The organism is Streptomyces sp. NPDC048172, from assembly GCF_043202595.1.
In the GTDB taxonomy this organism is placed as follows: Bacteria; Actinomycetota; Actinomycetes; order Streptomycetales; family Streptomycetaceae; genus Streptomyces.
Map to the genome: position 1 here is coordinate 65,704 of NZ_JBIDAT010000006.1, position 21,978 is coordinate 87,681.

At 73.2% G+C, this 21,978-nt stretch carries 26 protein-coding genes; 12 read left to right on the forward strand and 14 right to left on the reverse strand.

Annotated features, from left to right (window positions below):
* The first annotated feature begins 13 nt into the window (after nucleotides 1-13).
* The gene (locus tag ACGF3A_RS25980) at nucleotides 14-1,042 is read left to right on the forward strand and encodes a hypothetical protein (protein WP_393732726.1); all 1,029 of its coding nucleotides are present in this window, start codon (nucleotides 14-16) and stop codon (nucleotides 1,040-1,042) included.
* Nucleotides 1,043-1,298: 256 nt separating this feature from the next.
* Here the strand turns inward: ACGF3A_RS25980 and ACGF3A_RS25985 are convergent, their stop codons facing one another.
* Nucleotides 1,299-1,781: a MarR family winged helix-turn-helix transcriptional regulator gene (locus tag ACGF3A_RS25985; RefSeq protein WP_393732727.1), complete on the reverse strand. Its 483-nt coding sequence runs from the start codon at nucleotides 1,779-1,781 to the stop codon at nucleotides 1,299-1,301.
* A 109-nt stretch (nucleotides 1,782-1,890) separates the two neighbouring features.
* Here ACGF3A_RS25985 and ACGF3A_RS25990 point away from each other — a divergent pair, with 109 nt between their 5' ends.
* Together ACGF3A_RS25990 and ACGF3A_RS25995 are read left to right on the forward strand one after the other, a co-directional pair.
* Entirely contained in the window at nucleotides 1,891-2,640 is a 750-nt protein-coding gene (locus tag ACGF3A_RS25990; protein ID WP_393732728.1) for a dienelactone hydrolase family protein, read from the forward strand.
* A gap of 106 nt (nucleotides 2,641-2,746) precedes the next feature.
* Nucleotides 2,747-3,976 carry a serine hydrolase domain-containing protein gene (locus ACGF3A_RS25995; protein ID WP_393732729.1) on the forward strand — a complete coding sequence of 410 codons (1,230 nt, stop codon included), beginning with the start codon at nucleotides 2,747-2,749 and terminating at the stop codon, nucleotides 3,974-3,976.
* Between the two features lie 80 nt (nucleotides 3,977-4,056).
* On the opposite strand, the gene ACGF3A_RS26000 is transcribed toward ACGF3A_RS25995, so the two are convergent.
* Nucleotides 4,057-4,575, reverse strand: a complete 519-nt coding sequence (locus ACGF3A_RS26000) for a proline dehydrogenase (RefSeq protein ID WP_393732730.1) — start codon at nucleotides 4,573-4,575, stop codon at nucleotides 4,057-4,059.
* A gap of 98 nt (nucleotides 4,576-4,673) precedes the next feature.
* On the opposite strand from ACGF3A_RS26000, the gene ACGF3A_RS26005 reads away from it, so the two are divergent.
* Nucleotides 4,674-5,810: a DUF4132 domain-containing protein gene (locus tag ACGF3A_RS26005; protein ID WP_393732731.1), complete on the forward strand. Its 1,137-nt coding sequence runs from the start codon at nucleotides 4,674-4,676 to the stop codon at nucleotides 5,808-5,810.
* Nucleotides 5,811-5,831: 21 nt separating this feature from the next.
* Here the strand turns inward: ACGF3A_RS26005 and ACGF3A_RS26010 are convergent, their stop codons facing one another.
* On the reverse strand, nucleotides 5,832-6,443 hold the full coding sequence (locus ACGF3A_RS26010) for a TetR/AcrR family transcriptional regulator (protein ID WP_393732732.1): 612 nt from the start codon (nucleotides 6,441-6,443) through the stop codon (nucleotides 5,832-5,834).
* Between the two features lie 97 nt (nucleotides 6,444-6,540).
* Between ACGF3A_RS26010 and ACGF3A_RS26015 the strand changes: the two genes are divergently transcribed.
* Nucleotides 6,541-7,068, forward strand: a complete 528-nt coding sequence (locus ACGF3A_RS26015) for a nitroreductase family deazaflavin-dependent oxidoreductase (protein ID WP_393732733.1) — start codon at nucleotides 6,541-6,543, stop codon at nucleotides 7,066-7,068.
* 44 nt (nucleotides 7,069-7,112) lie between these two features.
* Here the strand turns inward: ACGF3A_RS26015 and ACGF3A_RS26020 are convergent, their stop codons facing one another.
* The 6 genes from ACGF3A_RS26020 to ACGF3A_RS26045 form a co-directional block, all read right to left on the reverse strand.
* Nucleotides 7,113-8,069, reverse strand: a complete 957-nt coding sequence (locus ACGF3A_RS26020; RefSeq protein WP_393732734.1) for an ABC transporter permease subunit — start codon at nucleotides 8,067-8,069, stop codon at nucleotides 7,113-7,115.
* A complete protein-coding gene (locus ACGF3A_RS26025; RefSeq protein ID WP_393732735.1) occupies nucleotides 8,066-9,001 on the reverse strand; it encodes an ABC transporter ATP-binding protein in 936 nt (311 codons plus the stop codon). Before ACGF3A_RS26025 ends, ACGF3A_RS26020 begins: the two co-directional genes overlap by 4 nt.
* Complete coding sequence (locus ACGF3A_RS26030; protein ID WP_393732736.1) at nucleotides 9,001-9,402, reverse strand: GntR family transcriptional regulator; 402 nt, start codon at nucleotides 9,400-9,402, stop codon at nucleotides 9,001-9,003. Before ACGF3A_RS26030 ends, ACGF3A_RS26025 begins: the two co-directional genes overlap by 1 nt.
* 69 nt (nucleotides 9,403-9,471) lie before the next feature.
* A complete protein-coding gene (locus ACGF3A_RS26035; RefSeq protein WP_393732737.1) occupies nucleotides 9,472-11,574 on the reverse strand; it encodes a hypothetical protein in 2,103 nt (700 codons plus the stop codon).
* A 72-nt stretch (nucleotides 11,575-11,646) separates the two neighbouring features.
* Nucleotides 11,647-12,117, reverse strand: a complete 471-nt coding sequence (locus ACGF3A_RS26040; RefSeq protein WP_393732738.1) for an SgcJ/EcaC family oxidoreductase — start codon at nucleotides 12,115-12,117, stop codon at nucleotides 11,647-11,649.
* A 151-nt stretch (nucleotides 12,118-12,268) separates the two neighbouring features.
* Nucleotides 12,269-12,910: a PadR family transcriptional regulator gene (locus ACGF3A_RS26045; RefSeq protein WP_393732739.1), complete on the reverse strand. Its 642-nt coding sequence runs from the start codon at nucleotides 12,908-12,910 to the stop codon at nucleotides 12,269-12,271.
* A gap of 166 nt (nucleotides 12,911-13,076) precedes the next feature.
* Here ACGF3A_RS26045 and ACGF3A_RS26050 point away from each other — a divergent pair, with 166 nt between their 5' ends.
* From ACGF3A_RS26050 to ACGF3A_RS26060, 3 genes are all read left to right on the forward strand, one after another.
* The gene (locus ACGF3A_RS26050) at nucleotides 13,077-13,481 is read left to right on the forward strand and encodes a hypothetical protein (protein ID WP_393732740.1); all 405 of its coding nucleotides are present in this window, start codon (nucleotides 13,077-13,079) and stop codon (nucleotides 13,479-13,481) included.
* Nucleotides 13,482-13,578: 97 nt separating this feature from the next.
* Nucleotides 13,579-14,076 carry a GNAT family N-acetyltransferase gene (locus ACGF3A_RS26055; protein ID WP_393732741.1) on the forward strand — a complete coding sequence of 166 codons (498 nt, stop codon included), beginning with the start codon at nucleotides 13,579-13,581 and terminating at the stop codon, nucleotides 14,074-14,076.
* A 33-nt stretch (nucleotides 14,077-14,109) separates the two neighbouring features.
* Nucleotides 14,110-14,550, forward strand: coding sequence for a GNAT family N-acetyltransferase (locus ACGF3A_RS26060; RefSeq protein WP_393732742.1), 441 nt, complete (start codon nucleotides 14,110-14,112; stop codon nucleotides 14,548-14,550).
* A gap of 29 nt (nucleotides 14,551-14,579) precedes the next feature.
* Here ACGF3A_RS26060 and ACGF3A_RS26065 read toward each other — a convergent pair whose 3' ends face one another.
* Entirely contained in the window at nucleotides 14,580-14,987 is a 408-nt protein-coding gene (locus ACGF3A_RS26065) for a MerR family transcriptional regulator (protein WP_393732743.1), read from the reverse strand.
* A gap of 85 nt (nucleotides 14,988-15,072) precedes the next feature.
* On the opposite strand from ACGF3A_RS26065, the gene ACGF3A_RS26070 reads away from it, so the two are divergent.
* The 3 genes from ACGF3A_RS26070 to ACGF3A_RS26080 all read left to right on the forward strand — a co-directional run bounded on the left by ACGF3A_RS26070 (nucleotide 15,073) and on the right by ACGF3A_RS26080 (nucleotide 17,928).
* On the forward strand, nucleotides 15,073-15,993 hold the full coding sequence (locus tag ACGF3A_RS26070) for an NAD(P)-dependent oxidoreductase (RefSeq protein WP_393732744.1): 921 nt from the start codon (nucleotides 15,073-15,075) through the stop codon (nucleotides 15,991-15,993).
* Between the two features lie 61 nt (nucleotides 15,994-16,054).
* The gene (locus ACGF3A_RS26075; protein WP_393732745.1) at nucleotides 16,055-16,861 is read left to right on the forward strand and encodes a MerR family transcriptional regulator; all 807 of its coding nucleotides are present in this window, start codon (nucleotides 16,055-16,057) and stop codon (nucleotides 16,859-16,861) included.
* Complete coding sequence (locus ACGF3A_RS26080; protein ID WP_393732746.1) at nucleotides 16,858-17,928, forward strand: BtrH N-terminal domain-containing protein; 1,071 nt, start codon at nucleotides 16,858-16,860, stop codon at nucleotides 17,926-17,928. The genes ACGF3A_RS26075 and ACGF3A_RS26080 overlap by 4 nt, the downstream gene beginning before the upstream one ends.
* On the opposite strand, the gene ACGF3A_RS26085 is transcribed toward ACGF3A_RS26080, so the two are convergent.
* From ACGF3A_RS26085 to ACGF3A_RS26100, 4 genes are read right to left on the reverse strand one after another with little or no spacing between them, the layout of a single operon-like run.
* Nucleotides 17,918-18,631 (reverse strand): helix-turn-helix transcriptional regulator, encoded by a 714-nt coding sequence (locus ACGF3A_RS26085; protein ID WP_393732747.1) that lies wholly within the window; start codon nucleotides 18,629-18,631, stop codon nucleotides 17,918-17,920. The two genes, ACGF3A_RS26080 and ACGF3A_RS26085, sit on opposite strands and share 11 nt — an antisense overlap.
* Nucleotides 18,632-18,665: 34 nt before the next feature.
* Nucleotides 18,666-19,598 carry an alpha/beta hydrolase gene (locus ACGF3A_RS26090; protein WP_393732748.1) on the reverse strand — a complete coding sequence of 311 codons (933 nt, stop codon included), beginning with the start codon at nucleotides 19,596-19,598 and terminating at the stop codon, nucleotides 18,666-18,668.
* 37 nt (nucleotides 19,599-19,635) lie between these two features.
* Nucleotides 19,636-19,815, reverse strand: coding sequence for a GNAT family N-acetyltransferase (locus ACGF3A_RS26095; RefSeq protein ID WP_393732749.1), 180 nt, complete (start codon nucleotides 19,813-19,815; stop codon nucleotides 19,636-19,638).
* Between the two features lie 23 nt (nucleotides 19,816-19,838).
* Nucleotides 19,839-20,279 (reverse strand): MarR family winged helix-turn-helix transcriptional regulator, encoded by a 441-nt coding sequence (locus tag ACGF3A_RS26100; protein ID WP_393732750.1) that lies wholly within the window; start codon nucleotides 20,277-20,279, stop codon nucleotides 19,839-19,841.
* Between the two features lie 94 nt (nucleotides 20,280-20,373).
* Between ACGF3A_RS26100 and ACGF3A_RS26105 the strand changes: the two genes are divergently transcribed.
* Nucleotides 20,374-21,957: an MFS transporter gene (locus ACGF3A_RS26105; protein ID WP_393732751.1), complete on the forward strand. Its 1,584-nt coding sequence runs from the start codon at nucleotides 20,374-20,376 to the stop codon at nucleotides 21,955-21,957.
* Nucleotides 21,958-21,978 lie beyond the last annotated feature (21 nt).

Sequence of the window (21,978 nt, forward strand, 5' to 3'; positions counted from 1 at the left end):
TGCGGAAGCGGACATGGCTGCCGCGTTCGAGCGGACGGAGCGGTATCTCGACGCGCTGCTGAGCGAGTACGGCGCGGGGCAGGCGCAACTGGGCTCCGCGCTGCGGCAGCTCGTCGTCTGCGGCAGGCAGTCGCCGCACGAACTCTCGCTGCCGCTCCTGGTCCACGCGGCCATGACGGGCGACGCCGGGCCCGCCGTTCCCCTGGCGGGGGTGCACGCGCTGTGGTGGCGGGCCGCGAACACGTTCGACGACGTGGCCGACGGCGACGCGGGCAAGCAAATGTACGGGCTGCCCCGGGGCGTCGCGCTGACGGCGGCTCTGGAGTGCGGGTACGCGCTGCCGTTGCGCGCGCTGTCGCGGCTGCCGGTCGCGGACGGGCTGCGCGACCGTCTGCGACGGGACTACCTCGACTGCTGGACCGTCGCCAGCAACGGGCAGGTGGGCGATCTCCTCGGCGAGCCGACCGCGACGACGCCGGACGCGGTCCTCGCCACGTACCGGGACAAGAGCGGGTCCGTCTACGCGATGGCCGCCACCATGGCCGCCCGCCTCGCGGCAGGCGGCGGCGAGGCGGAGGACGAGGGGGACGAGGGGGACGCGGCGGACGGCGTCGCGGCGTGGGGGCGGTTCGGGCATCTGCTGGGGATGCTGGCACAGTTCCGCAACGACGAGGACGACCTGCGGCACGGCGCCTGCGAGGACCTGCGCAACGGAACGGCCAACTACCTGCTGGTCCGCCTCCTGCACTCGACCGGGGGCGCCCGGCACCGGCGGGTGCGCGCGCTGCTGGCCCAGGCCGCGTCCTCCGGCGCCGGCCGTGACGAACTGCGGGCGATGATGCTCGACCCCGACGTCCTGGGCCCGTACCACGCATACCTGGCCGGACTCTGCCGCGAGGCCGCCACGCTGCTCGGCACGCTCGCGCCGGGCAGTCCCTACGCGTCGGCGCTGCGCACGCGTCTCCTCGCGGAGGCCCGCTACCTGCCGACGGACACCGTGACGACCGCGGTGGGCAGAACGGTCGCCGCCGCCGGGAAGTGACCACGGCCGGAGGAGGCCCCGCCGCTTCGGCCGACCGGTGACGGTCGGCCCGTGGGCGGCGGGGCCGGGCGGGTCCCGGGCGTGGACGCGAGTATCCCGGGACCGCCGTTGCACGGGCCCCCGTGGGCGTGCCCAGCCCCCGTGCTTCACCCCGCAAAACGTTTCGGCGGCCCGTCGGGACACGCGGTGCGACGGGTGAGCACGGATGTGCTGTTCTGCTACGTCTGCGGCATGGATATATGCCAGTTGCGGACGCTCACACCGCTCCGGCGCGGGTGTGGTGGTCGAGCAGGCGGGTGAGCAGCCGTACGAACTGCTCGCGTTCGGCCGGGTCCAGCGGTTCGAGCAGTTCGTCGTGGAGGTCGTCGAGCACCTTGTCGAGGCGGTGGAGGTGACGGCGGCCCCGGGCGGAGATCGTGATGACGTTGCGGCGCCGGTCGGCGGGGTCGGGGGCGCGCTCGACGAGGCGGCGCGCGGACAGCTCGTTGAGCACGCCGACCATGTCGCTGCGGTAGATGCCGGTGCGCCCGCTGAGCGTCGCCTGACTGCCCGGCCCGTGGTCCTGGAGCGAGGCGAGCACGGCGTAGTGCCACTTCCGGGCGTCGGCCCGGGCCAGCCCGTCATTGATCAGCCGGTCCGACCGCACGGTGAGCTGCGAGAGCAGACGGCTCGCCAGGCGCCGCAGCCGGTCGGGCGTCCTGAGCGCATCGGTGGCCTGGGCGGCTTCGGCTCGGATCATGGCGCTCATCCTAGACATTGCGTGAGTCCGACTAACGATGTACGTTCACACGCGCCGAGATCGTTAGTCAGGCGAACATTCTTCGAGCGCACTCCAAGAAAGGCAGATCTTGCCCACCACGACACTCCGGATCCCCACCAAGGACGGTCAGGCCGACGCCTTCGCCGCGTACCCCGACGGGGACGGCCCGCACCCCGGCGTGCTGCTCTACCCGGACGCCTTCGGTCCGCGCCCCGAGCTGGAGCGGAAGGCCACCGAGCTGGCCGGGCACGGGTACTACGTGCTCGTCCCTAACCTCTACTACCGGCAGGGCCCGGCCCCGGTGATCGAGCTCCCCGAGCTCATCGACGACGACAACCGGCCCGCCCTCTTCACCGAGCTGATGCCCCTGATCCAGGAGCACACCGCCGAGCGGGTCCTGAGCGACGCCGACGCCTACCTCACCTTCCTCACCGCCCGGCCCGAGGTCGGCGACGGACCGGTCGGCGTGATCGGCTACTGCTTGGGCGCCGCCCTGGCGCTGCGCACCGCGGCGGCCCACCCCGGACTGGTCGGCGCGCTCGCCGGTTTCCACCCCGGCCTCCTGGTCACCGACGCGCCCGACAGCGCGCACCTCGGCGTCCCCGAGCTCACCGCGGAGGTCCATCTCGGCCTCGCGGAGGGCGACTTGACGCCCGAGGCCCTCGCCGAGCTCCGCACCTCGCTGGACGCCGCGGGTGTCACGTACACCACCGAGCTCTACCCGGACACCGTCCACGGCTTCACCATGTCCGACACCTCCGCCTTCAGCCCCGAGGGGCTGCAGCGCCACTGGGACCGACTGCTCCCCCTCCTCGAACGAGCGCTGGCCAGGAGCTGAGCGCCGCGCCCCGCCGCGCCCCGCCGCGGAAGGCAGTACGAAGGTCAGGACAGCGGTTTACTTTCGTCGATGCCGCCGGGGGTGCCTCGCTTCCTAGCCTCCTGGCATGCGAACAAGCACTTCAGGAACACACCGCCGCCGCACGCTCAGCACCCCCGCCCGTGCGACCGCCGTCGCCCTCGCCCTGGCCACGCTGGCCGGGGCGGGCGTGACCGCGAACGCCGTCCTCGCCTCCCCGTCCGACGCGTCGGCCGACGATCACCGGGCGACCCGTGAGGCGCTGCGGGCCGTGGTCGAGAAGGGCGGGCTCCCGGGCGCCGCCGCCGAGACGTGGAAGAACGGGAACACCTGGTTCGGGACGGCCGGGTACGCGGACACGAAGACGCACCGCAAGCGGAGCCGCGCGGACCACTTCCGGGCCGCGAGCATCACCAAGGTCTTCGTCGCCACCGTGCTGCTCCAGCTCCAGCAGGAGGGGCGCCTCGACCTGGACGACACCGTCGACCACTGGCTCCCCGGGGTCGTGCGCGGCAACGGCAACGACGGGCGGAAGATCACTCTCCGCCAGCTGCTCAACCACACCAGCGGGCTCAACGAGTACACCGCCGACCCCGAGTTCCAGCGCCGCACGTCCGGAGCGGGCTTCCCGGAGCACCGGTACGACACCCACCGCCCGGCGGATCTCGTCGCGCTGGCGATGAAGCGCGCCCCGCAGCACGCGCCGGGCGCGTCCGCCTCGTACGCCAACACCAACTTCGTCCTGGCGGGAATGGTCGTCGAGAAGGTGACCGGGCACTCCTACGCCCACGAGGCCGAGCGCCGGGTCCTGCGGCCGCTCCGGCTGCGCGAGACCTCGTTCCCCGGGCAGCGGGCCTCGCTGCCGCGCCCCCACCCGGTCGGCTACTCCAAGCTGCGCGACAAGCGGCCCGGCGCGCCGGTCGTCGACGCCACCCGGCAGAACATGACCTGGCTCGGCGCCGCGGGCGAGGCGACCTCCACCACCGGCGACGTGAACACGTTCCTCCACTCCCTCCTCACCGGCAAGCTGCTCCGCCCCGCGGCCCTGCGGGAGATGCTGACGACCGTCCCCGCGGAGCAGAAGGGCTTCGGCTACGGACTCGGCGTCGAGTCCGTCACCCTGCCCTGCGGCGTCAAGGTGTTCGGCAAGACGGGCCGCGCCAACGGCTCCCTGTCGGGCACGGCCGCCACCAAGGACGGCAAGCACCACCTGACGTTCAACCTCAACGGCGACTGGGACGCCTCGACCTACGGGGGCGTCGTCGAGGCCGAGTTCTGCGGCAAGGGTTCGGGCGCGGGCGCGAGCCAGAAGCGCTGACCGGAACGACGGGCCCCTGCGCCTCGTCCGACGTGGCGCCGCCGCCTCCTCCATGACGCGCAGGCCGGGCCGGCGACGTGTCAGTCCGCGCCGTCGATCGTGTCGCGGGCGGCGTGGCGGAAGTCCTTCACCGCCTGGTAGAGCGCGCGTTCGCGTGCGGCGGCGAGGGCGACGTCCTCGGCCTTGCCGGTGGTGTCCCGTTCGCGAGCGCGTTCCGCCATGCGCCGCACGAGCTGCGAGAGGTCGCTGGAGGCGTGAGTGACGCGTCCGGCGGCCTCGGCGAGGGATGCCGGGCCCTCCAGAATGACGATCTCCGCTGCGCGGTGCACTTCGCGGGCCAGGCCGATGAAACGGTCTGTCCTCTCGTCGAGGTCCGGCAGATCGGGGTCGTCCGAGCGCAGTGTGTCGAGAACCGCGTCCATGGCGATGTCGCGGTCATGGAGCGCGCCGAGGTATCCGGCGTACGCGTCGCGGCGTTGCTGACGGCGCCACTGGTCCCGCTGAGTCCGGGCCTGCGCACGGCCGTTGACGATCGCGGCACCCAGGGTCGCGAGAGAACCGACGGCGGCGCCCAGCAGCGCGGCGAGTCCTGCGTCCATGGCCCCAGTCTGCCGGGCGGATCACGCGCCGTACGCACTGCGGTTGGTCACCCTGAACGAGTTCTTCGATTGTCAGTCCCCCTTGGCATGATCAAGGCATGAGCGAATCGACATCCGTCACGCACCTGCTCGACGCGGGCAACGCGTGGAGCGTGCGTACCCGGGACCGCCTGACCGGTCTGCCCGCGGACCTGGCCCAGCTCGTCTGCCACCTCGGCACAGCCACCGAGTTCTGGAACTGGCGGTACAAGGTCGATACGGCGTGGAAGCGCCGCACCAGGCAGCTGCTCAAGGCGGACGGCGCCGAGGACCTGGTCCGGTACGCGGTCCGGGAGCTGGCCGCAGGACATTCCTTCCACGGGGCCACGGAGCCCGACCACGTGATCCGGGAGCTGGGCCAGACCAAACCGCCCTCCCCCGCGTGGAGTCTGGCGATCGGCTGCACGCTCGCCGCGGGGTGGGTCCGGCAGGACCCGGCGCCGCTGGCCGCCGACCTCGCGGTGCTGGCCCGTAAGACCGCGCAGGCCATGGAGACCTTCTACCGCGTGGACGACGATCTCGCCGGTGCCGCGTTCGCCTCGCTGGGTGAACTGCCCGGCCTGGCGGCGATGGACGAGCTCTGGGACCTGCACTACTGGGTGTCGCCTTCCCGGCATCCCCAGAGGGTGCTGGTGAAGTCGGTGAAGAAGGCCGCGGCGCGGCTCGGCGTCCCGCCGCACGAGGTGGCCGAGCGCACCGTTCCCCGGCACGGCCTGGAGAAGGACGGGACGCTGACGATCGGCTGGATCGGCCACGGCGCCCTGTGGTGGAACGCCGGGCTGGACGCCGTGATCACCGTGCACCCGAGCGGGCAGGTCACCGTCGACTGGATCGAGGAGGACGGCACCACCCTCCGCACCACGGCACCGTTCAGGTCACCCACCGGCTACAAGAAGCGCACGTGGCCCCAGGACGTCGACGGCGTGCGGCGTCACGCCAAGGGCATCCAGGCCACCGTCGCCGAGGAGCGGTCCCGCCTCGCCGCCCTGGCCGACGACAAGCGCACCTGGCGCTGGCAGGACTGGCGGCGCTTCTACCTGGACCATCCGGTCACCGGCGTGGTCACCCGCGCCCTGAGCTGGGAGTACCAACTGGCGGAGGGCGAGGGATTCCACGCCCTCGACCTGGACGCCGACCCCGCGACGCTGCCGCCGACCGCGCAGATCCGGCTGCGCCCGGAGGGCACGGACTCGTAGCCGTCCGTACGTGGCGGAGTGCTACTCGGCGGGCAGCGGCGCACGGTGGTCGGCGCGCAGCCCGTCGAGGGAGATGTGCAACAGCCTGTTCCACATCTGCGGGCGGCACTGATCGGTGAACTGGACGACGTGGCCCAGCGAGACCAGCAGGAGCAGCAGGTCGTCCGTGGTCACGCCGGGGCGCAGCAACTCCGCCGCGTGGGCACGGGCGCACAGCTGCTCGATGACGAGGCGGAGCTGCTCAAGGCCCTCCAGATCGGGATCCGACCAGGTCAGCGCGGAGTTCTCCATGATGGCGCGGTGGCGTGCGTAACCGGTCAGGGCCTGCTGGTAGAAGTCGGTCAGCGCCGCCCAGGGCTCCTCGGCGTCGATCGCCGCGCGGCGGGCGGATTCCGCCCACTTGGAGAAGTCCCGGTGCAGGACCGTGCGGACGAGGTCCTCCTTCTTCGGGAAGTGCCGGTAGATGGTGCCCATGCCCACTCCGGCGCGGCGGGCGATCTCCCGTACGTCCACGGCCGTGCCCTGCTCGGCCAGCACCTCGGCGGCGACGTCCATGATCGCTTCCCGGTTGCGGACCGCGTCCACGCGCGGCGCGCGACGCCGGGTGGTGCCTTCTTGTTCAGCCGCTGCCATGCGGTCGAGCATATCCCCTTGAACCCCTTAAGCGGAGCGCGCGCTCCGCCTCGTGCTACGTTGAGGAGCAAGTGCTCCGGATAGTGAAGGGGATGCCATGTCCGACGACCCGTCCGCCACCGCCGCCACCACCGCCACCACCGCGAAGAGCAGCTGGAACGAACAGATCATCGCCGAGTTCCGGGCCAACGCCGGGTACGTGCCGTGGAGCAGCGAGGAGGATTTCGCCGCGGGCCGTCCCGTGCCGCCCCGCATACCGGGGTTCGACGAGCGAGGCATGCCGCTCATCCTCGTCCACCACACCGGGGCCAGGACCGGGCGCGCCCGGATCAGCCCTCTGTTCTTCCAGCCGGTCGGCGACAACTGGGCCGTCTTCGGTACCCACGGCGGCAGCCCGCGTCATCCGGTCTGGTACCACAACCTGATGGCGAATCCACGGACCACCATCGAGGTGGGCACGGAGACCGTGCCGGTCACGGCTCGCCTCGCGGAGGGCGCGGAGCGCGAGCGGATCTGGGCCCGAGAGGTGGCGCTCGTCCCGAAGTTCGCCGAGTTCGAGGCAGCCTCCGGAAGGCAGATCCCGGTCGTCGTCCTGGAGCGCACCCAGGGGCCCGCTACGTCCTGACGACGTCGGGCGCGGGCCGGGCCGAGCCGGGCCGGGCCGGGCCGTCAGACGGGACGACGGCGTATCCGGACGAGCAGTGTCGCGAGGAGGATCGCGGTCAGGGCCAGGAACAGACCGGCCTCGATGGCCTGCAGTGTCCAGAAGCGGTCGGCGGGCTGGTAGACGTACCAGTCCCGCAGCCCGTGGTCGTGCAGGTACCGGGGCCATGCGCCGCGCGGGACCTCGGCGGCCAGGGTGTCCGCGGTGGCCTTGGACAGGTGCTGCCCGTCGGGGCCGGTCAGTCCTTGGCCGAGGACGCGGTCCGCCGGGCCGGGCTGGAGCAGGTGGACGTTCTTCCTCGTGGGGTCCAGGACCAGTTCGCGGGGCGGCAGCAGACGCATCCGCAGCTGCGTCTCCACGGGGACGCGCACCGCCAGATAGACGGTCAGCGTCGCGGCCATCGCGGGCAGCGTGCGGCGCAGCAGGCAACCGGCCAGTGCTCCGGCGGCGAAGGCGAACAGCGCGTGGGCGGGATAGACGAGGCCCTGGACCGAGAAGGCCATGTCTAGGCGGCCCTTGACCTTCGCGTCGGCGGAGAACCACCAGGTCACCAGCCAGGACGTGGCGGCGGTGGTGAGGACGACCGCGACGCCCACCGCCAGGAGCTTGCCGGTCAGCCACCGGGTGCGCGGAACGGACTGGGACCAGGCCAGTTGCCAGGTCCCGTGCTCGTACTCGCGGGCGAGCAGGGGTGCGCCCAGGAACATCCCGCAGGCGGCGGGGAGAACGACCAGCCAGGGGACGACGCTGTTGATGTAGGGCTGGTATCCGTCGGCGATGTCCTGCAGGAAGGCGCTCCGGCAGCCGCCGCGTTCGGCGGCGAGACACTCCGCCGCGCCGGAGGTCTCGAACAGGTGGTGCATGTCGAGGGCGTTGGGCACCAGGGCGAGCGCGGTCAGGGCGAGCACCGTGAGCAGCACCGCCGCGTCGGCGCGGTGCTGGCGCCAGATCAGCCATTTCATGGCAGCCGGACCTCCTTGGCCGGGGCCGGGGGCGCGGTGCGCGCGTGCTGGAGGTAGGCGTGCACCAGGTCCTCCAGCCCGAGCGGATGGGCCTCCCAGCCGGGAGAGACGGGTCCCGTGCCGGTGCGGGCCACCACGTTGACGTGGCGGGCGCCGAGCGCGACCGTCAGCACCCCTTCTGCGCTGCCCAGGGTCTCGTCATGGCCGTTGCGCGGACCGACCAGCAGCCGGTGGTCGGCGAGGAGGGTGTCCACGTCGGAGGAGAGGTGGATCCGGCCTCCCGCGATGAGCACCAGCCAGTCGCACACGCGCTCCAGTTCGGAGACCACGTGGGAGGAGAAGAGCACCGTGATGCCGTCCTCCGCCACCGCCGCCATCAGGGTGCTCAGGAACTCCCGCCGGGCGAGCGGATCGAGCTGGGCGAGCGGTTCGTCCAGGACGAGGAGACGGGGGCGCTTGGCCAGCGCCAGCACGAGCGCCACCTGCGCCTGCTGGCCGCCGGACAGCTCGGCGGCCCGCCGGTCCAGGGGAATGTCCAGGTCGGCGAGGCGCTCGCGCCCGAGGTCCGCGTCCCAGCCCGGGTTCAGCTCGCGTCCGAACCGCAGCAGCTCGCTCACCGTGAAGCGCCGGTAGAGGGGATGCTCCTGGGCCACGTAGCCGACGCGGGCCAGGGCGGCGGCGGTGTCGGCGATGTCGACGGTGCCGGCGGGCGCCGTCACGCCCAGCACGGAGACCCGGCCGGAGGTGGGCCGGAGCAGGCCGGAGATCAGCCGTAACAGCGTGGTCTTGCCCGCGCCGTTGGGTCCGACCAGGGCCACGACGTGCCCCGAGGGCAGTACGAGATCACAGTCGTCGAGGGCGTACGTCTTGCCGTACCGCTTGGTCAGGCCCTCGGCCCGGACGGCGACGTCCTCACAGGGCGGCGCGGTCATCACGCGACTCCCGCCCGGCCGCCGTCCTCCCGGCGGCGGATCGCCGCGATCAGCGCCGTGACGTCCGCGTCGTCGAGCCCCGCCGCGTCCGCCCGGCGCAGCCAGCCCTCGAGGTCGCGGCGCAGCGCCGCGTAACTGCCGTGCGGCACCGCCGTGCGCGGGGAGTCGGCCACGAACGTCCCGAGCCCCGGCCGCCCCTCGGCCAGCCCTTCGAGTTCGAGCTGACGGTACGCCTTGGCCACGGTGTTGGGGTTGATGGCGAGCTCGGCCACCACCTCACGGATCAGCGGCAGTCGGTCGCCGGGCACCAGGTACCCGAGCAGCAACGCACCGCGCACCTGATGAACGAGCTGCAGGTACGGCGGCACTCCGGACGACGAAGCCAAGTGGAAGACGAACACGGGCCACCCCCACGCTTGTTCCTCTTGCCTAGGAACCTAGTAAAAGTAAGACCCCGGCGCGCGGCGCGGTCAAGAGGCCGGGCACAGCCGCGTCATCAGCGTGCGCGTCATCAGCGTGCGCGGCAGCGCCGGGTTGGCTGCCGCCGCCTCGGCCACCTGGGGGTCCTCGTCGGCCAGCAGTTCGGCGACGGTCCGCGGGGGCAGGGCCGGGTGCGCGGCGGCGAGGCGCCTCGCGCGTACGTCCGACAGGCAGGCGAGCAGCGCGCGCGGGGTCGCGCCGGGGTGCCGGGCCACCGCCCGGAGCGCCTTCTTCACCGGCGGGGTGTGCCGTGCCAGATCCTCCAGCAGGGCAGGGGGTACGTCCGGGTTGGCCGCCACCATGGCCATGACGCGGGTGCCGTGACGTTCGACCATGGCGCGGAGCTGAGCTCCGGTCAGGCCCGGGTGCCCGGCGACGGACTTCACCACCTTGGCGTCGGGGTCCGTGGCGAGCGCGTCACGGATCGCGTCCGGCAGATCGCGGCGCTCGGCGAGCAGCATCCGTACGCCCGGTCGCGGGGACGCCGCCAGCGCGACGACCTCCTCGGGCGAGGCGGCAGCGATACGGGGCAGCAGCGTCGCGCCGGTCTTCGTGCCGGAGGCCAGCCGCGTCAGTACGTCGAGCGGCACCCGCGGATTCGACGCGAGGTCACGGCGTACATCCGGGTCACGGTCCTCCGCCAGGCGTCGCATCGTCCCCTCGCCGATCGCGGGGTTCGCGGCGAGGTCCGCCCGCACTCCGGGCGCGGGGTCGTCGGCGAGCCGTTCGGCGAGGTGCGGCGGCAGATCGGGGCGGGCGGCGAGGCGCCAGCGCAGCAGCGTCGAGGGGTGGTCGGCGAAGCCGGTGAGCACGTCGATGGGCGTGGCCGGATTGCTCAGCGCGCGCTCGTACAACTCGTGCACGGTGGACTGGTGCGAGCCGTCGCAGGCGGCGCCCGGCCGCAGCGTGCACTCCGCCCGCGCGCAGTACGGATCGTGCGTGAACGGCGTCGCCTCACGGTCACAGACCAGGCATCGGAGCGCCGGGGGCAGTCCCTCTCCCGTGACCAGCGCGGCCAGAACGTCCGACGGCGCGGCCACATTCGCCGCCACCGCACTGCGCACCTCAACGTGCGAGTGCCGGGCCAACCGCGCCAGCAACGCGACCACCTGCCCCACCCGGCCCGGCTGGCCCGCCTGGCCCGGCTGGCCCGCCCGGCCCGGATGGCCCGGATGGCCCGGCTGACCCAACCGGTCCGCCTGATCCGCCTGATCCGGCTGGCCCGCCTGGCGCGGCTGCTCCGCCTGATCCGCCCGGCTCGGCTGATCCGGCTGGCCCACCCAGTCCGACTGGCCCGACCGGACCGGCTGATCCAACCGGCCCGGATGATCCGCCAGATCCACCTGGCTCGGCTGGTCCGACTGATCCGGCTGGGCCACCCAGTCCGCTTGGCCCACCCGATCCGGCTGGCCCGGATGATCCGACCGGACCGGCCAGTCCAGCTGGCCCACCCGATCCGGCTGACCCACCCGATCCGGCTGGCCCGACCTGCCCGACTGATCCAGCCCGTCTGCCTGGCCCGCTCGGCCCGACCGGCCCGGATGATCCGCCCGATCCGCCCGATCCGACCGGCCCGACCCGTCCGCCTGGCCCGACCGGCCCAGCTGATCCGCCTGGCCCGACCGGCCCGGCTGGTCCACCTGGTCCGCCCCAGCCGGCTGGCCCGGACCGTCCAGGCCTGCCCACAGCGCCAGTTCGGCGATGACGCGTACGTCCGGGTCGGCCGCGAGCGCGTCCAGCACATCGGGCGGAAGAGCGGGGCAGGCGGCCAGTTTCTCCCGGTGTTCCACGAAGGGGTCCGCCGCGAGGAGGCGGGGCCATTCCGGCTTTCCCTCGCCCTGGTCGAGCAGGGCGAGGGCCGCGAGGGGCTGTGCGACCGGGTCGACATCGGCTGCGGTGAGCTTGCCGTCGTACGCGAGCTGTACGGCCGTCTCCTCCGCGCAGGTGGCCAGCGCACGGACCTGCGCGCGGCTCAGTCCGGCGCGACCGGCCAGGCTCGCGGCGACATCGGCGTCCGCGTGTGCGAGGAGCCGGTCGACGAGTGCGTCGGGCAGGGCCGGGTTGGCGGCGAGCCCGCAGAGAAGGGGATCCACGTCCGTATCTTGCCCGTACGGCGCGCGGGGCGGCCCACAGTTTTCGTGCGCCGTACAGGCTGCCGGAGGCTCCTACTGGGGAGTCCGGGCCATGCCGGGTCCGCCCTCCAGCACCTGCTGGCGGGTGTTCTGGAACGCGGCGATCCGCCAGACCCCGCCCTCCTCCTCCACGAGCACGAACGTCAGGACCGACCGGCGGTCGTCCGTCAGTTCGGCGGCGCCGTCGAGCCGGATTCCCCCCGCCTCTACGACCACGGCGACGCCAGGGCGGACGAGCCTCGGCGGGACGCCGGTGCCCGTGGTGCTGCCCAGGTCCTCCATGTGGGAGCCCCGCAGCGGGCCGTCGAAGAGCATGCGGTGCACGTGCTCGATCTCCGGGCGCCCGCGCATGATCTGGCCGTGGAAGGCGACGTAGCTGGCGTCCTCCGTGAACTCCGCGGCGTACGCGGCCGCGTCCCCCGCGTTCCACGCCTCGGCGATCCGTTCGAGCGTGGCCGTGATCGCCGGGCGGTGGGGCTCGGCGTCGAGTGTGGTGTGCGTCATTCTGATCACTCCAGGTCGGTAGGTGTTTCCCTTCACCCACGTCCCCTGGCTAGGCTCTGCTCTGCCAGAGGGGAGCCGCACCGGCGGGAACGCGGGCAGTGGTTCCTTGATCCGGGCGGGGCGTGGCAGCGCCCCGCCCGGACTTGTACGGTCACTCGTCCGTGCCGGTCTCCGTCTCCTCCGTCTCCTCGGGCGGCAGCGTCCGTCCCTCCTGGGCCGCGAGCTGCTCCCGGGACCACTGGAGCTTCCCGGCGCCGATGTCCTCGGCCACGGCCCGTACCCAGGCGAGCTCCGCTTCCCTCCGCACGCGCTCGTACTCCGTCTCCAGCAGGAGCAGTCGGGGCAGCTCCCCGGAGACGGCCTCCAGTTCGGTGCTCAACGCCGAGGTCTCCTCCGTCAGCGCGGTGACGCGCTGACGGAGCGCCTCGGCCGCCTCGCCGGGCGGCAGGACGCCGAGGAAGGAGAGCGCGGCGACCAGGAGGGTGGAGTCCCGGTCGGGCACGCGCAGCAACCGCCGCTCACGTTCGTGCAGTTCGCGCGCGCCCGCCTTGGTCAGCGCGTAGACCGTACGCTCCGGGCGCGGGCCGGGGCGCTCGGCGCCGACCGGCTCGATGAAACCGTCGCGCAGGAGCCGGTCCACGGCGTGGTACATGCTCCGCGGCAGCCCCGTCACGAAGTCCTTGTGCCAGTCGAGCATCAGCCGGTGCATGTCGTACGTGTGCCGCGGTCCCGTCCACAGCAACGCCAGCACCGTCAGCCCGGCCAGATCTCGGTCCCCTCGACGCAGCTTCACGGCTCGCTCCCGCCTCCTCCATCCGTACAGCAGGTCTCATTATTGCGCGGTGCACTATATGAAGCAAGAGCCCGGGGAGAGGGGAGGGCGGCGGCGGCCACGATCCGGTGTTGATGTTGAATGGCCGGGTCGACACGGCACGGACATCTCACCAACGGGAGTGCACATGAACGGACTTGGGCGCGCGCTGATAGCGGTTCCCGCGGCGGTACTCATCACCGCCGGGACGGCGACCATGGCAACGGCCGCGAACGGCACCCCGAGCGGTGCGCCGCCGTCGGGTGCCAAGTGCGTGTCGACGCCGGGCGCGAAGTCGTGCTTCGTCGCGGCCGGGGACCTCGTCTGGGTCAAGGACACGAAGGCGAACGGCGACTCCGTCGCGGGCACGATCAAGTCGAAGCTCCCGGCGCGCTGGGGCCGCGAGTGCTTCAACGAGCGCGGCAGCGACGCGGGCTGGGTGAGGTGCAACTTCGACGTGCCGGAGTACCAGGACGCCTGGCTCTGGGCCGTCAACAAGCCCTTCATCGGCAGCCAGTCGAACACGAGGATCTACACCAGCGACCCCATCTGAGCCACACGGGGAACGGCTCGCACACCGGGGCCCGGGACCCGGAACGCGGGTGTCCCCGCCATGGACGGCCGCGGGCAGGTCCGGGACCATGTCCCGCATGCCGACCTGGACCATCGATAGGGAGCCCGTCACCGGCGCGGACGTCGACGAGGTGATGCGCCAGTACTTCGCCGAGATGGGGCGGCGGGTGCTGGGGCGTCCGGGTACGGAGGCGGAGATCCGCGCGGTGCTCGCCGAGGACCCGCACACCGACCTCCGTCCGCCCGACGGCGAGTTCCTCGTCGCGCGCGGCGGCGGGGGCGAGTTCCTGGGCTGCGCGGGGCTGCGGCTGCTGCGAGCCGATCCCGGGACCGCCGAGCTCAAGAGGATGTACGTGCACCCCGCGGGGAGGGGAGCGGGTCTGGGCCGGGGCCTGCTCCTCGCCGTCGAGGAGGCGGCCAGGAGGCTGGGCGCGGTCCGGCTCGTGTGCGAGACCAACACGCAGCTCACCGAGGCGCGGGCCCTGTACACCCGGCACGGTTACGAGGAGTCCGCGCCGTACGAAGGGCACGGCAAGGCGGACCACTGGTACGTCAAGGCGCTCGGGCCAGGCTGAGCCGACGGGACGGCGACCTGTAACGTGTAATACATGAAGAGCTTGAGTGAGCCTTACGAGCTCCGTGAGGGCGTGCCCTCCGTCGACGACTTCCGCCGCCTGCGCACCGAGGCGGGCCTCTCCGACAAGGACCCCGAGGCGGTCGCCGTCGCCCTCCCCCACACCTGGTACGGCGTGGTCCTCCACCATGAGGGGCGGCCCATCGGCATGGGGCGGATCATCGGCGACGGCGGCACCGCGTTCCAGGTCGTCGACATCTGCGTGCACCCCGCCCACCAGGGACTCGGCCTCGGCAAGCACATCATGGCGGCCCTCACCGAGGAGCTGGAGCGCCGGGCGCCCGCCACCGCCTACGTCTCACTGATCGCGGACGGCCCCGCGCGCTTCCTCTACGAGAAGTTCGGCTTCGCCGACACCGCCACGCACGACTCGGTCGGCATGTACCGCCTGATGGGCGCGGACCCCAGGACATAGGGAACGGACCGCCCGGCGCGTGCTCGGGCCTACTGCCCTTCCCCTTCCCCTACCCCTTCCCCTACCCCTTGGCCTACCCCGGCCGCGAACGCCTCCGTGGCCTCGACGTACTCGCGCAGGGCCCCGCGCGTGCGGGTGAGCGTGGCGATGTGGGCGTCGAGGGCGGCCAGGCGGGCGTGGAGGGCGTCCAGGAGTTCGGGGCAGGGCTTGAGGTCCGGGGCCGTGCCCGTGGCGCAGGGCAGCAGGAACTCGATCTCGTCCGTGGGCAGCCCGGCCGCGAGCAGCTTGCGCACCTGGGTCACGGCCAGCACGGCGTCCTCGTCGTACGCGCGGTAGCCGTTGGAGTCGCGCTCGGGACGGAGGAGGCCCTGGGCCTCGTAGTAGCGCAGCTGGTGGGTGCGGACCCCGGTGCGCCGGCTCAGCTCGCCGATCAGCATCAGCCGTTCTCCTTGACCTTCATACCGGTGTGAAGGCCCACGATACGGCGGTGGCCGGGAACGGCCCCTTCGGAAGGAGAAGTTGATGCGTGGTCCCGAGGGTTCTGACGACGGCCGTACGTCCGTGACGGTCATCGGCCTGGGTGCGATGGGCCGGGCGCTGGCAGGGGCCTTCCTGCGCGCCGGTCACCCCACGACCGTGTGGAACCGCAGCCCGGAGAAGGCCGGGGAACTCGTCGCCCAGGGCGCGGCCCTGGCCGATTCCGTCACCACGGCCGTCACGGCGAGCCCGTTGACGGTCGTCTGCGTGACGGACACCGCGGCGGTGCGCGGACTCCTCGATCCCGTGCGGGACTCGCTCGACGGCCGGACCCTGGTGAACCTGTCGTCGGGCACCTCCGCGCAGGCCAGGGAGACCGCCGCGTGGGCGGCGCGGCACGGTGCCGCCTACCTCGACGGCGCGATCATGGCCGTTCCCGCCGAGGTCGGAGCGGCGGGCGTCACCGTCGTCTTCAGCGGGCCCCTGCCGGCCTTTGCGACGTACGAGCCCACGCTGCGGAGCCTCGGCGGCGAGACGGCTCACCTCGGCGACGACCACGGGCTGACGGCGCTGCACGAGGTCGCCGCGCTGAGCCTGATGTGGAGCATGCTGAACGGCTATCTGCAGGGTGCCGCGCTGCTCAAGGCGGCGGGGGTGGATGCCGTCGCGTTCACCCCGATCGCCCGGAAGGGGATCGAGAGCACGGCGGGCTGGCTGCCCGGCTTCGCACGGCAGATCGACGACGGCGCGTACTCGGAGCCGGAGTCCACCCTCGACACCCACCTCGCGGCGATGGAGCACGTCGTCGAGGAGAGCAGGTGCCTGGGAGTCAGCGCGGAACTCCCCCGCTTCCTCAAGGCCCTGGCCGAACGGGCGGTGGCCGACGGGCACGGCGGCAGCGGCTACGCGGCGATGGTCGAGCAGTTCCGCGCACCGCTGGGCAGACCGCTGGAGGGACGAGCGTGACCGAGGGTCATGACCGCGCGGCGGTGGACTCTCCCCCCGTAGGAGAGTCCACCATGAGGGCGTGCGCGACGAACTCCTCACCATCGGGCGCTTCGCCCGCCTCTGCCGCCTCAGCGTCAAACAGCTGCGGCACTACGACGAGACCGGCCTGCTCGGCCCCGCCCACGTGGACGCCCGTACGGGCTACCGCTCCTACGCGCCGGAGCAGGCGCGCGACGCCCTGACCATCGCGCTGCTCCGCGAGATGGACCTCCCCCTGCCCGTCATCGCCCGGGCGCTGGCCGCCGGACCGGAGGACCGGGCGCGGATCCTGCGCACGGAGCGGGACCGGGTCGCCGAGCGGATCAGCAGGGACCAGGCGCGGATGCGGATGCTGGAGCGGCTCGCGGCGGGCGGTCTGCCCGGTTACGAGGTGGAGCTGGGCGGCGAGCCGGAGCGGCGCCTCGCGGTCGTACGCTCGCGCTGCGCTCCCCCGGAGATCGGGGAGACGGTCGGGGCGTGCGTCGGCCGGCTGCTCTCCGCGCTCGGCGGGGCGGGGGTGGCGTGGGAGCCGCCGCTGTGGGGGCTGTACCCGCTGGACCTGGCGGAGCGGATGGAGATCGCCGTCGGGGCGCGGGTGCCGCGGGACGTCGCGGTGCCCGGCGTGGAGTGCGAGGAGCTGCCCGGCGGGCGCGCCGCCGCGACCACGCACATCGGGTCCTACGCCGAGGTGCCCCTGGCGTACAACGCGCTGTTCGCGGCCGTGCACGAGCAGGGGCTGCGGCCGCGCGCGCCCGTACGCGAGGCGTATCTCGTCGGGCCAGACGAGGCACCGCAGGAGGAGCTGACGACCCGGGTGGTCGTTCCCGTCGAGGAGGGCGCGGCATGACGCAGGCGAGCGACACACGGGTGAGCGGCATCGATCCGCGCGGCATGCGGCACTGCGAGACGACCGCCCTGGGGGTGCTGCTGCGGCACGAGGGGCTGGAGCTGTCCGAGCCGATGCTCTTCGGGCTCGGCGCCGGGCTGTCCTTCGTCTACTGGGACAGCAAGAACATGGACTTCCCCTTCCTCGGCGGCCGGGTCAGGCCCTTCGAGCTGACCCGGAACCTGGCCGCCCGCCTGGGACTGGACCTCCAGGTCAAGGAGACCGGCTCGGCCCGCAGGGCATGGGAGAACGTGGCCGCCCCGCTCGGCGCCGGACGGCCCGTCGGGCTCCAGCTCGACAGCTACCACCTGGACCACTTCGCCACGAAGGTGCACTTCGGCGGCCATGTCGTGGCCATGTACGGCTACGACGACCGCGACGCCCACCTCGTGGACACCGAGCAGCAGGGCGGGGCGGTGGCCACGAGCCTGGCGAGCCTCGCCCGGGCGAGGGCCGCGCGCGGTCCGATGACGGCGAGGCACCGGTCGTTCACCCTCACGGCGCCGAACGGCCCTCCCTTGCCCCGGGAGCACCTCGTGCCCGCGATCACCGCGTGCGCCGACGCGTTCCTCCATCCGCCCATCGCCAACCTCGGCCACCGGGGCATCGCGAAGGCGGCACGGCTCGTCCCCACCTGGCTCTCACGCACGGACGATCCGCGGCGCGATCTGCCGCGGGCCGCCTTCCTGATGGAGCGGGGCGGCACCGGCGGCGCCCTCTTCCGCAACCTCTACCGCGACTTCCTCGCCGAGTCCCTCGAACTCCTCGACGACCACCGTCTGCGCACCGGGCACCGGCTGTACGCCGAGGCGGCCACGCTCTGGACGGAGACCGCGGCGCTCATCGCCGAGGCCGGTGGGCCGGGCGAGTCGGGCGAGACGGGCGAGACGGGTGAGTCGGGTGACACCCGTCCCCTCGTACGGGCGGGCGCCGTCCTCGGCGACCTCGCGCGCGTGGAGCGTGCGGCCATGGAGGCGCTGAGCGGCCTCGGTGACGGCACCCGGGACGGCGTCACGGTCACCGGGTGAGCGGGGTCAGCGCGGTGGGCCGCACCGCGCCCGCCCCGGCCGAGCCGAGCAGCAGTTCGGCCAGGTCGTGGGGCCGGGCCTGCTCACCGGTCGGCTCCGCCTCCACGATCCGGTCCAGCCGGAAGCCCCGGCCCGCCCCGCGCGTACGGCACCAGGCGATGAGGTACCAGCGGCCGTCCGCGGTGAGCAGTCCGGCCGGTTCCACGACGCGGTCGCTCGCGCGGCCCGCCGCGTCGGTGTAGGACAGCCGCAGCACCAGGTTGCGGGCGAGGGCGCGCTCCACCGCCGTACGGACGGCGGAGCCGCGGCCTGTCGGCAGGGCGACGATCCGCGCGGCGAGCTCCCTGGCCGCCGCCGAGGCGGGACCGGCGATCGAGGCCGTGATCTTCTGGGCCGCCGTACGGGCGGCGTCCGCGTAGGGCGTGGTGGCGCCGGTCGCGGCGAGCGCGGCGGTCAGCGCTGCGGCCTCGCCGGCGGTGAAGTGGACCGGGGGCAGGGTCATCTCCGGGTCGATGGACCAGCCGCCGCCCCGGCCGGTGACGGAGCGCACCGGGACGCCGGTCTCCATCAGGGTCTGCAGGTCGCGCTGCACCGTGCGGGCGCTGACCTCGAACCGCGCGGCGAGCGCCGCGACGGTGAGCGGGCGTGGCGCCGCCGCGCGGAGCTCCTCCACCAGCGCGTACAGCCGTGCGGTCCGGTTCATGACGGTGACGCTACCGGCGCGGCCGACGCCAGCGTCACGCGGCGGCCAGGAAGTCCCGCTCGCGCCGCAGTTCCCGCGCGGTCACGGTCAGCGGGAACAGGGTGAAGCCGTGCATCGCCCCGGCGACGACGCCGAGCTGTACGGCCGCACCGGCCGCCTCCCAGCGCTGGGCCAGGAAGAGCGAGTCGTCCAGCAGCGGGTCCTCGGTGCCGACGACGATCCGCGCGGGCGGCATCCCGGCCAGCTCAGCGAACAGGGGCGACACCTCGGGATCGCGGCGCTGCTCCTCCCCCATCCCCGGCGTGAACAGCTCGTAGCTGCCCCGGAGGGAGTCCGTGCCGCTCAGCAGCCCCCGGGAGCCGAACGTGCGCTGGCTCGGGGTCATCGACAGGTCGTACGGGCCGAAGAGCAGGTGGGCGGCGCGGAACGCCCCCGTGATGCCGTGCCGGTCGCGCAGGCGCAGCAGCGTGCCGACGCCCAGGTGCGCACCGGCCGATTCGCCGCCGATCAGCAGCCGTTCGGTGCCGAACTCGGCCGCGGCGTGCTCCACCAGCCAGCGGGCGGCCGTCTCGCAGTCGTCAGGTCCGGCGGGGAACGGGTGTTCCGGCGCGAGCCGGTAGTCCACGCTCACCACGGCCAGCCGCGCCTGCCCGGCGAGCCGCCACAGCCGCTCGTCCTGCCCGCCCGCCGAGCCGAACGCCCAGCCGCCGCCGTGGAAGTGCAGATATACGCCGTCCACGAGGTCCGGCACGAAGACCCGCACCGGCACCCCGTTCCCGACGACGCGGTCCTGGCCGTGCGGCAGTCTCTCCGGTGGCGTGTCGCCGCCGAGCCGGTTGCGCCGCAGGAGCGCCAGGGTGCGCGCGTCCGGGGCCCGCCCGCGTGCGGGACGGCTCGCCGCGGCGGCCGCGTACCGCTCGTTGAACGCGAGGGTCTCGGGGAGGCAGTCCTCATCTGTGATCGTCATGCCGCCGACCGTCGCAGCGGGCCGCGACAGCGTCGTGTCACCCTTCCTCTGCGACCTGCGTCACAGCCCCACCGGTGAACGGGACGTCGTACACGGCGAATTCGACGAGCCGGACGAAGCCGAGACGCTGGTAGAGGGCGTTGCTGGTGGCGTTGGCCGGATCCGCGAAGAGGACGACGTCCATGGCGCCCGCGACCGGCGAGGTCGCCGCGGCCATGGAGACGGGGCCGCCGTCCGGGGTCAGCGGCAGGCGTCCGCGATGCCTTCGAGCCAGTCGCGGATCGCGCGCCGCTGCTCCGGCGGGAGCGTGGCCTCCAGTTCGGCCTCGCGGCGGTCGACCGCGATCCGGGCCTTCGCCAGGAGGGCGAGCCCCGGCTCGGTGACGTGGACCTGTTGCGTACGCCGGTCGGAGGGGTTGGGGCGGCGCTCGATCAGGCCCTCGCGCTCCAGGCTGCCGAGCATCTCGTTGGCGGCCTGCCGGGTGCTCGCGACCCTGCGGGCGATCTCCGCGACGGAGAGGCCGGGCTGTGCGGCGGTCATCATCAGGGTCGCGTACTGCGAGGTGGACAGCCCGAACTCCTCCAGTTCGGCGCCGATCGCCGCCCGCATGTTCAGCCAGGCCCTGCGGACCATGAAGGTCAGCGAGCCGGTTCCGTCCCGGCCGGGACCGTCCGATTCCACCGTGCGTCCTCCTCAAGCTGCGGAGATTGACAGGTTCTTGACGTTCTCTCACACTCAAGCCGTCAGGTTCCTGTCGATTCTACCGAAGGTATCCATGACCACGTCCCCAGCGCTGCCCAGAACCCGGCAGCGGCTGATCCTCGCCGTCCTCCTGTCGTCCTCGCTGCTGATCTGGCTCGACAACACGATCCTCACCACCGCCTTCGAGACCCTCGCCGATCCGGCGCGCGGACTGGGCGCCGACCCGGCCGAGCTGCAGTGGGCCACCGGCTCGTACACCCTGGTCTTCGCCACGCTCATGTTCACCGCGGGCGCCCTGGGCGACCGCTTCGGCCACCGGACCGTGCTCGCGACCGGCATGGCGGTCTTCGCCGCCGCCTCCGTCTGGGCCGCCTACGCCGCGGGGCCGGGCCAACTCATCGCCGCCCGGGCCGCGATGGGCCTGGGCAGCGCGCTGATCATGCCCGCCTCCATGGCCGTCCTCATGTGGACGTTCAGCGGGCCCGCGCGGACGACCGCGATCGGCATCTCCTCGGCGTCGGCCGGTGTCGGGGTCGCCGCGGGCCCGTTGCTGGCCGGGGTGCTGCTCGACCGCTTCTGGTGGGGCTCGGTCTTCCTCGTCAACATCCCGGTCGTGGTGCTGGCCCTGGTCGGCATCCTCACGCTGATCCCCGACTTCCGCAGCCCCACCCGCCGTACGCTCGACGTGACCGGGCTCCTCCTGTCCGTCTCCGGGCTCGCGTCGCTGGCGTACGGGCTGATCCGGGCCGGACAGGTGACGTCCTGGAGCGACCCGGAGGTCTGGGGACCGGCCGCCGCCGGACTGGCCCTGCTGGCCGCCTTCGTCCGCGCCGAACTGCGCCACCGGCAGCCCAGCTTCGACCCCCGGCTGCTCGCCCGGCGGATGTTCGGCGGGGGCAACGCCGCGGTCGGGCTGCTGCTCCTCGCCATGACGGCCTCGGGCTTCTACGGCGCCTTCTACTTCCAGGGCGTACGCAGCTTCTCGCCGCTGGAGGCCGGGCTCACCACCACCCCGGCGGCGCTCGGGACGATCGTCGGGGCGCCGCTCGGCGTCCGCCTGGTGCGCCGCTGGTCGCTGCTCCGCGTCTCCGGCACGGCGCTGACCTCGACGGCTCTGGCCATGGGCTGCTTCACCCAGTTCGGGCAGCACACGCCGCTCCTGCCCATCGAGGGCGTGCTGCTGGTCCAGGGCCTCTCGATCGGCATGGTGATCGGCCCGGTGACCGCCGCGCTGCTGGCGACCCTGCCGCTGGACCGGGCCGGAGCGGGCTCGGCGGTCCTCAACACCGTCCGGCAGACCGGCAGTCTGCTCGGGATCGCGGTGGGCGGCACGCTCATGTCGCTCGTCTACCGCAACGCCGTCGAGAGCTCCTTGGACGGTGCCCCCGCCCCCGTACGGGAACAGGCCCAGGTCTCCGCCGAACAGGCCCGGCACCTCGCCGCGACGCTCGACCGCCCCGCGCTGGCGGACGCCGCCGACGCGGCGTTCATCAAGGCCATGCACGCCGGTTCGGCTGTCCTGATGCTGATCGCCCTCGCCGCCGCCGCGCTGCTGGCGTACGCCCTCCGCCCGGCCGGGTCCGGGGGCGGCACGGACGCCGACCGGCCCGGGCCGCCCCCGGTGGACGAGGCGGTCCCGGACCGGATCAAGGGGTGACCCCTGTGCCCAGAGCGGGCG

Excerpts from the sequence above, each read along its gene's own strand:
- ACGF3A_RS25980 (WP_393732726.1), top strand. The coding sequence starts at position 14 with ATGGCTGCCGCGTTCGAGCGGACGGAGCGGTATCTCGACGCGCTGCTG.
- ACGF3A_RS25985 (WP_393732727.1), bottom strand. The coding sequence starts at position 1,781 with ATGATCCGAGCCGAAGCCGCCCAGGCCACCGATGCGCTCAGGACGCCC.
- ACGF3A_RS25995 (WP_393732729.1), top strand. The coding sequence starts at position 2,747 with ATGCGAACAAGCACTTCAGGAACACACCGCCGCCGCACGCTCAGCACC.
- ACGF3A_RS26000 (WP_393732730.1), bottom strand. The coding sequence starts at position 4,575 with ATGGACGCAGGACTCGCCGCGCTGCTGGGCGCCGCCGTCGGTTCTCTC.
- ACGF3A_RS26005 (WP_393732731.1), top strand. The coding sequence starts at position 4,674 with ATGAGCGAATCGACATCCGTCACGCACCTGCTCGACGCGGGCAACGCG.
- ACGF3A_RS26010 (WP_393732732.1), bottom strand. The coding sequence starts at position 6,443 with ATGGCAGCGGCTGAACAAGAAGGCACCACCCGGCGTCGCGCGCCGCGC.
- ACGF3A_RS26015 (WP_393732733.1), top strand. The coding sequence starts at position 6,541 with ATGTCCGACGACCCGTCCGCCACCGCCGCCACCACCGCCACCACCGCG.
- ACGF3A_RS26020 (WP_393732734.1), bottom strand. The coding sequence starts at position 8,069 with ATGAAATGGCTGATCTGGCGCCAGCACCGCGCCGACGCGGCGGTGCTG.
- ACGF3A_RS26025 (WP_393732735.1), bottom strand. The coding sequence starts at position 9,001 with ATGACCGCGCCGCCCTGTGAGGACGTCGCCGTCCGGGCCGAGGGCCTG.
- ACGF3A_RS26040 (WP_393732738.1), bottom strand. The coding sequence starts at position 12,117 with ATGACGCACACCACACTCGACGCCGAGCCCCACCGCCCGGCGATCACG.
- ACGF3A_RS26050 (WP_393732740.1), top strand. The coding sequence starts at position 13,077 with ATGAACGGACTTGGGCGCGCGCTGATAGCGGTTCCCGCGGCGGTACTC.
- ACGF3A_RS26055 (WP_393732741.1), top strand. The coding sequence starts at position 13,579 with ATGCCGACCTGGACCATCGATAGGGAGCCCGTCACCGGCGCGGACGTC.
- ACGF3A_RS26060 (WP_393732742.1), top strand. The coding sequence starts at position 14,110 with ATGAAGAGCTTGAGTGAGCCTTACGAGCTCCGTGAGGGCGTGCCCTCC.
- ACGF3A_RS26065 (WP_393732743.1), bottom strand. The coding sequence starts at position 14,987 with ATGCTGATCGGCGAGCTGAGCCGGCGCACCGGGGTCCGCACCCACCAG.
- ACGF3A_RS26070 (WP_393732744.1), top strand. The coding sequence starts at position 15,073 with ATGCGTGGTCCCGAGGGTTCTGACGACGGCCGTACGTCCGTGACGGTC.
- ACGF3A_RS26080 (WP_393732746.1), top strand. The coding sequence starts at position 16,858 with ATGACGCAGGCGAGCGACACACGGGTGAGCGGCATCGATCCGCGCGGC.
- ACGF3A_RS26085 (WP_393732747.1), bottom strand. The coding sequence starts at position 18,631 with ATGAACCGGACCGCACGGCTGTACGCGCTGGTGGAGGAGCTCCGCGCG.
- ACGF3A_RS26090 (WP_393732748.1), bottom strand. The coding sequence starts at position 19,598 with ATGACGATCACAGATGAGGACTGCCTCCCCGAGACCCTCGCGTTCAAC.
- ACGF3A_RS26095 (WP_393732749.1), bottom strand. The coding sequence starts at position 19,815 with ATGGCCGCGGCGACCTCGCCGGTCGCGGGCGCCATGGACGTCGTCCTC.
- ACGF3A_RS26105 (WP_393732751.1), top strand. The coding sequence starts at position 20,374 with ATGACCACGTCCCCAGCGCTGCCCAGAACCCGGCAGCGGCTGATCCTC.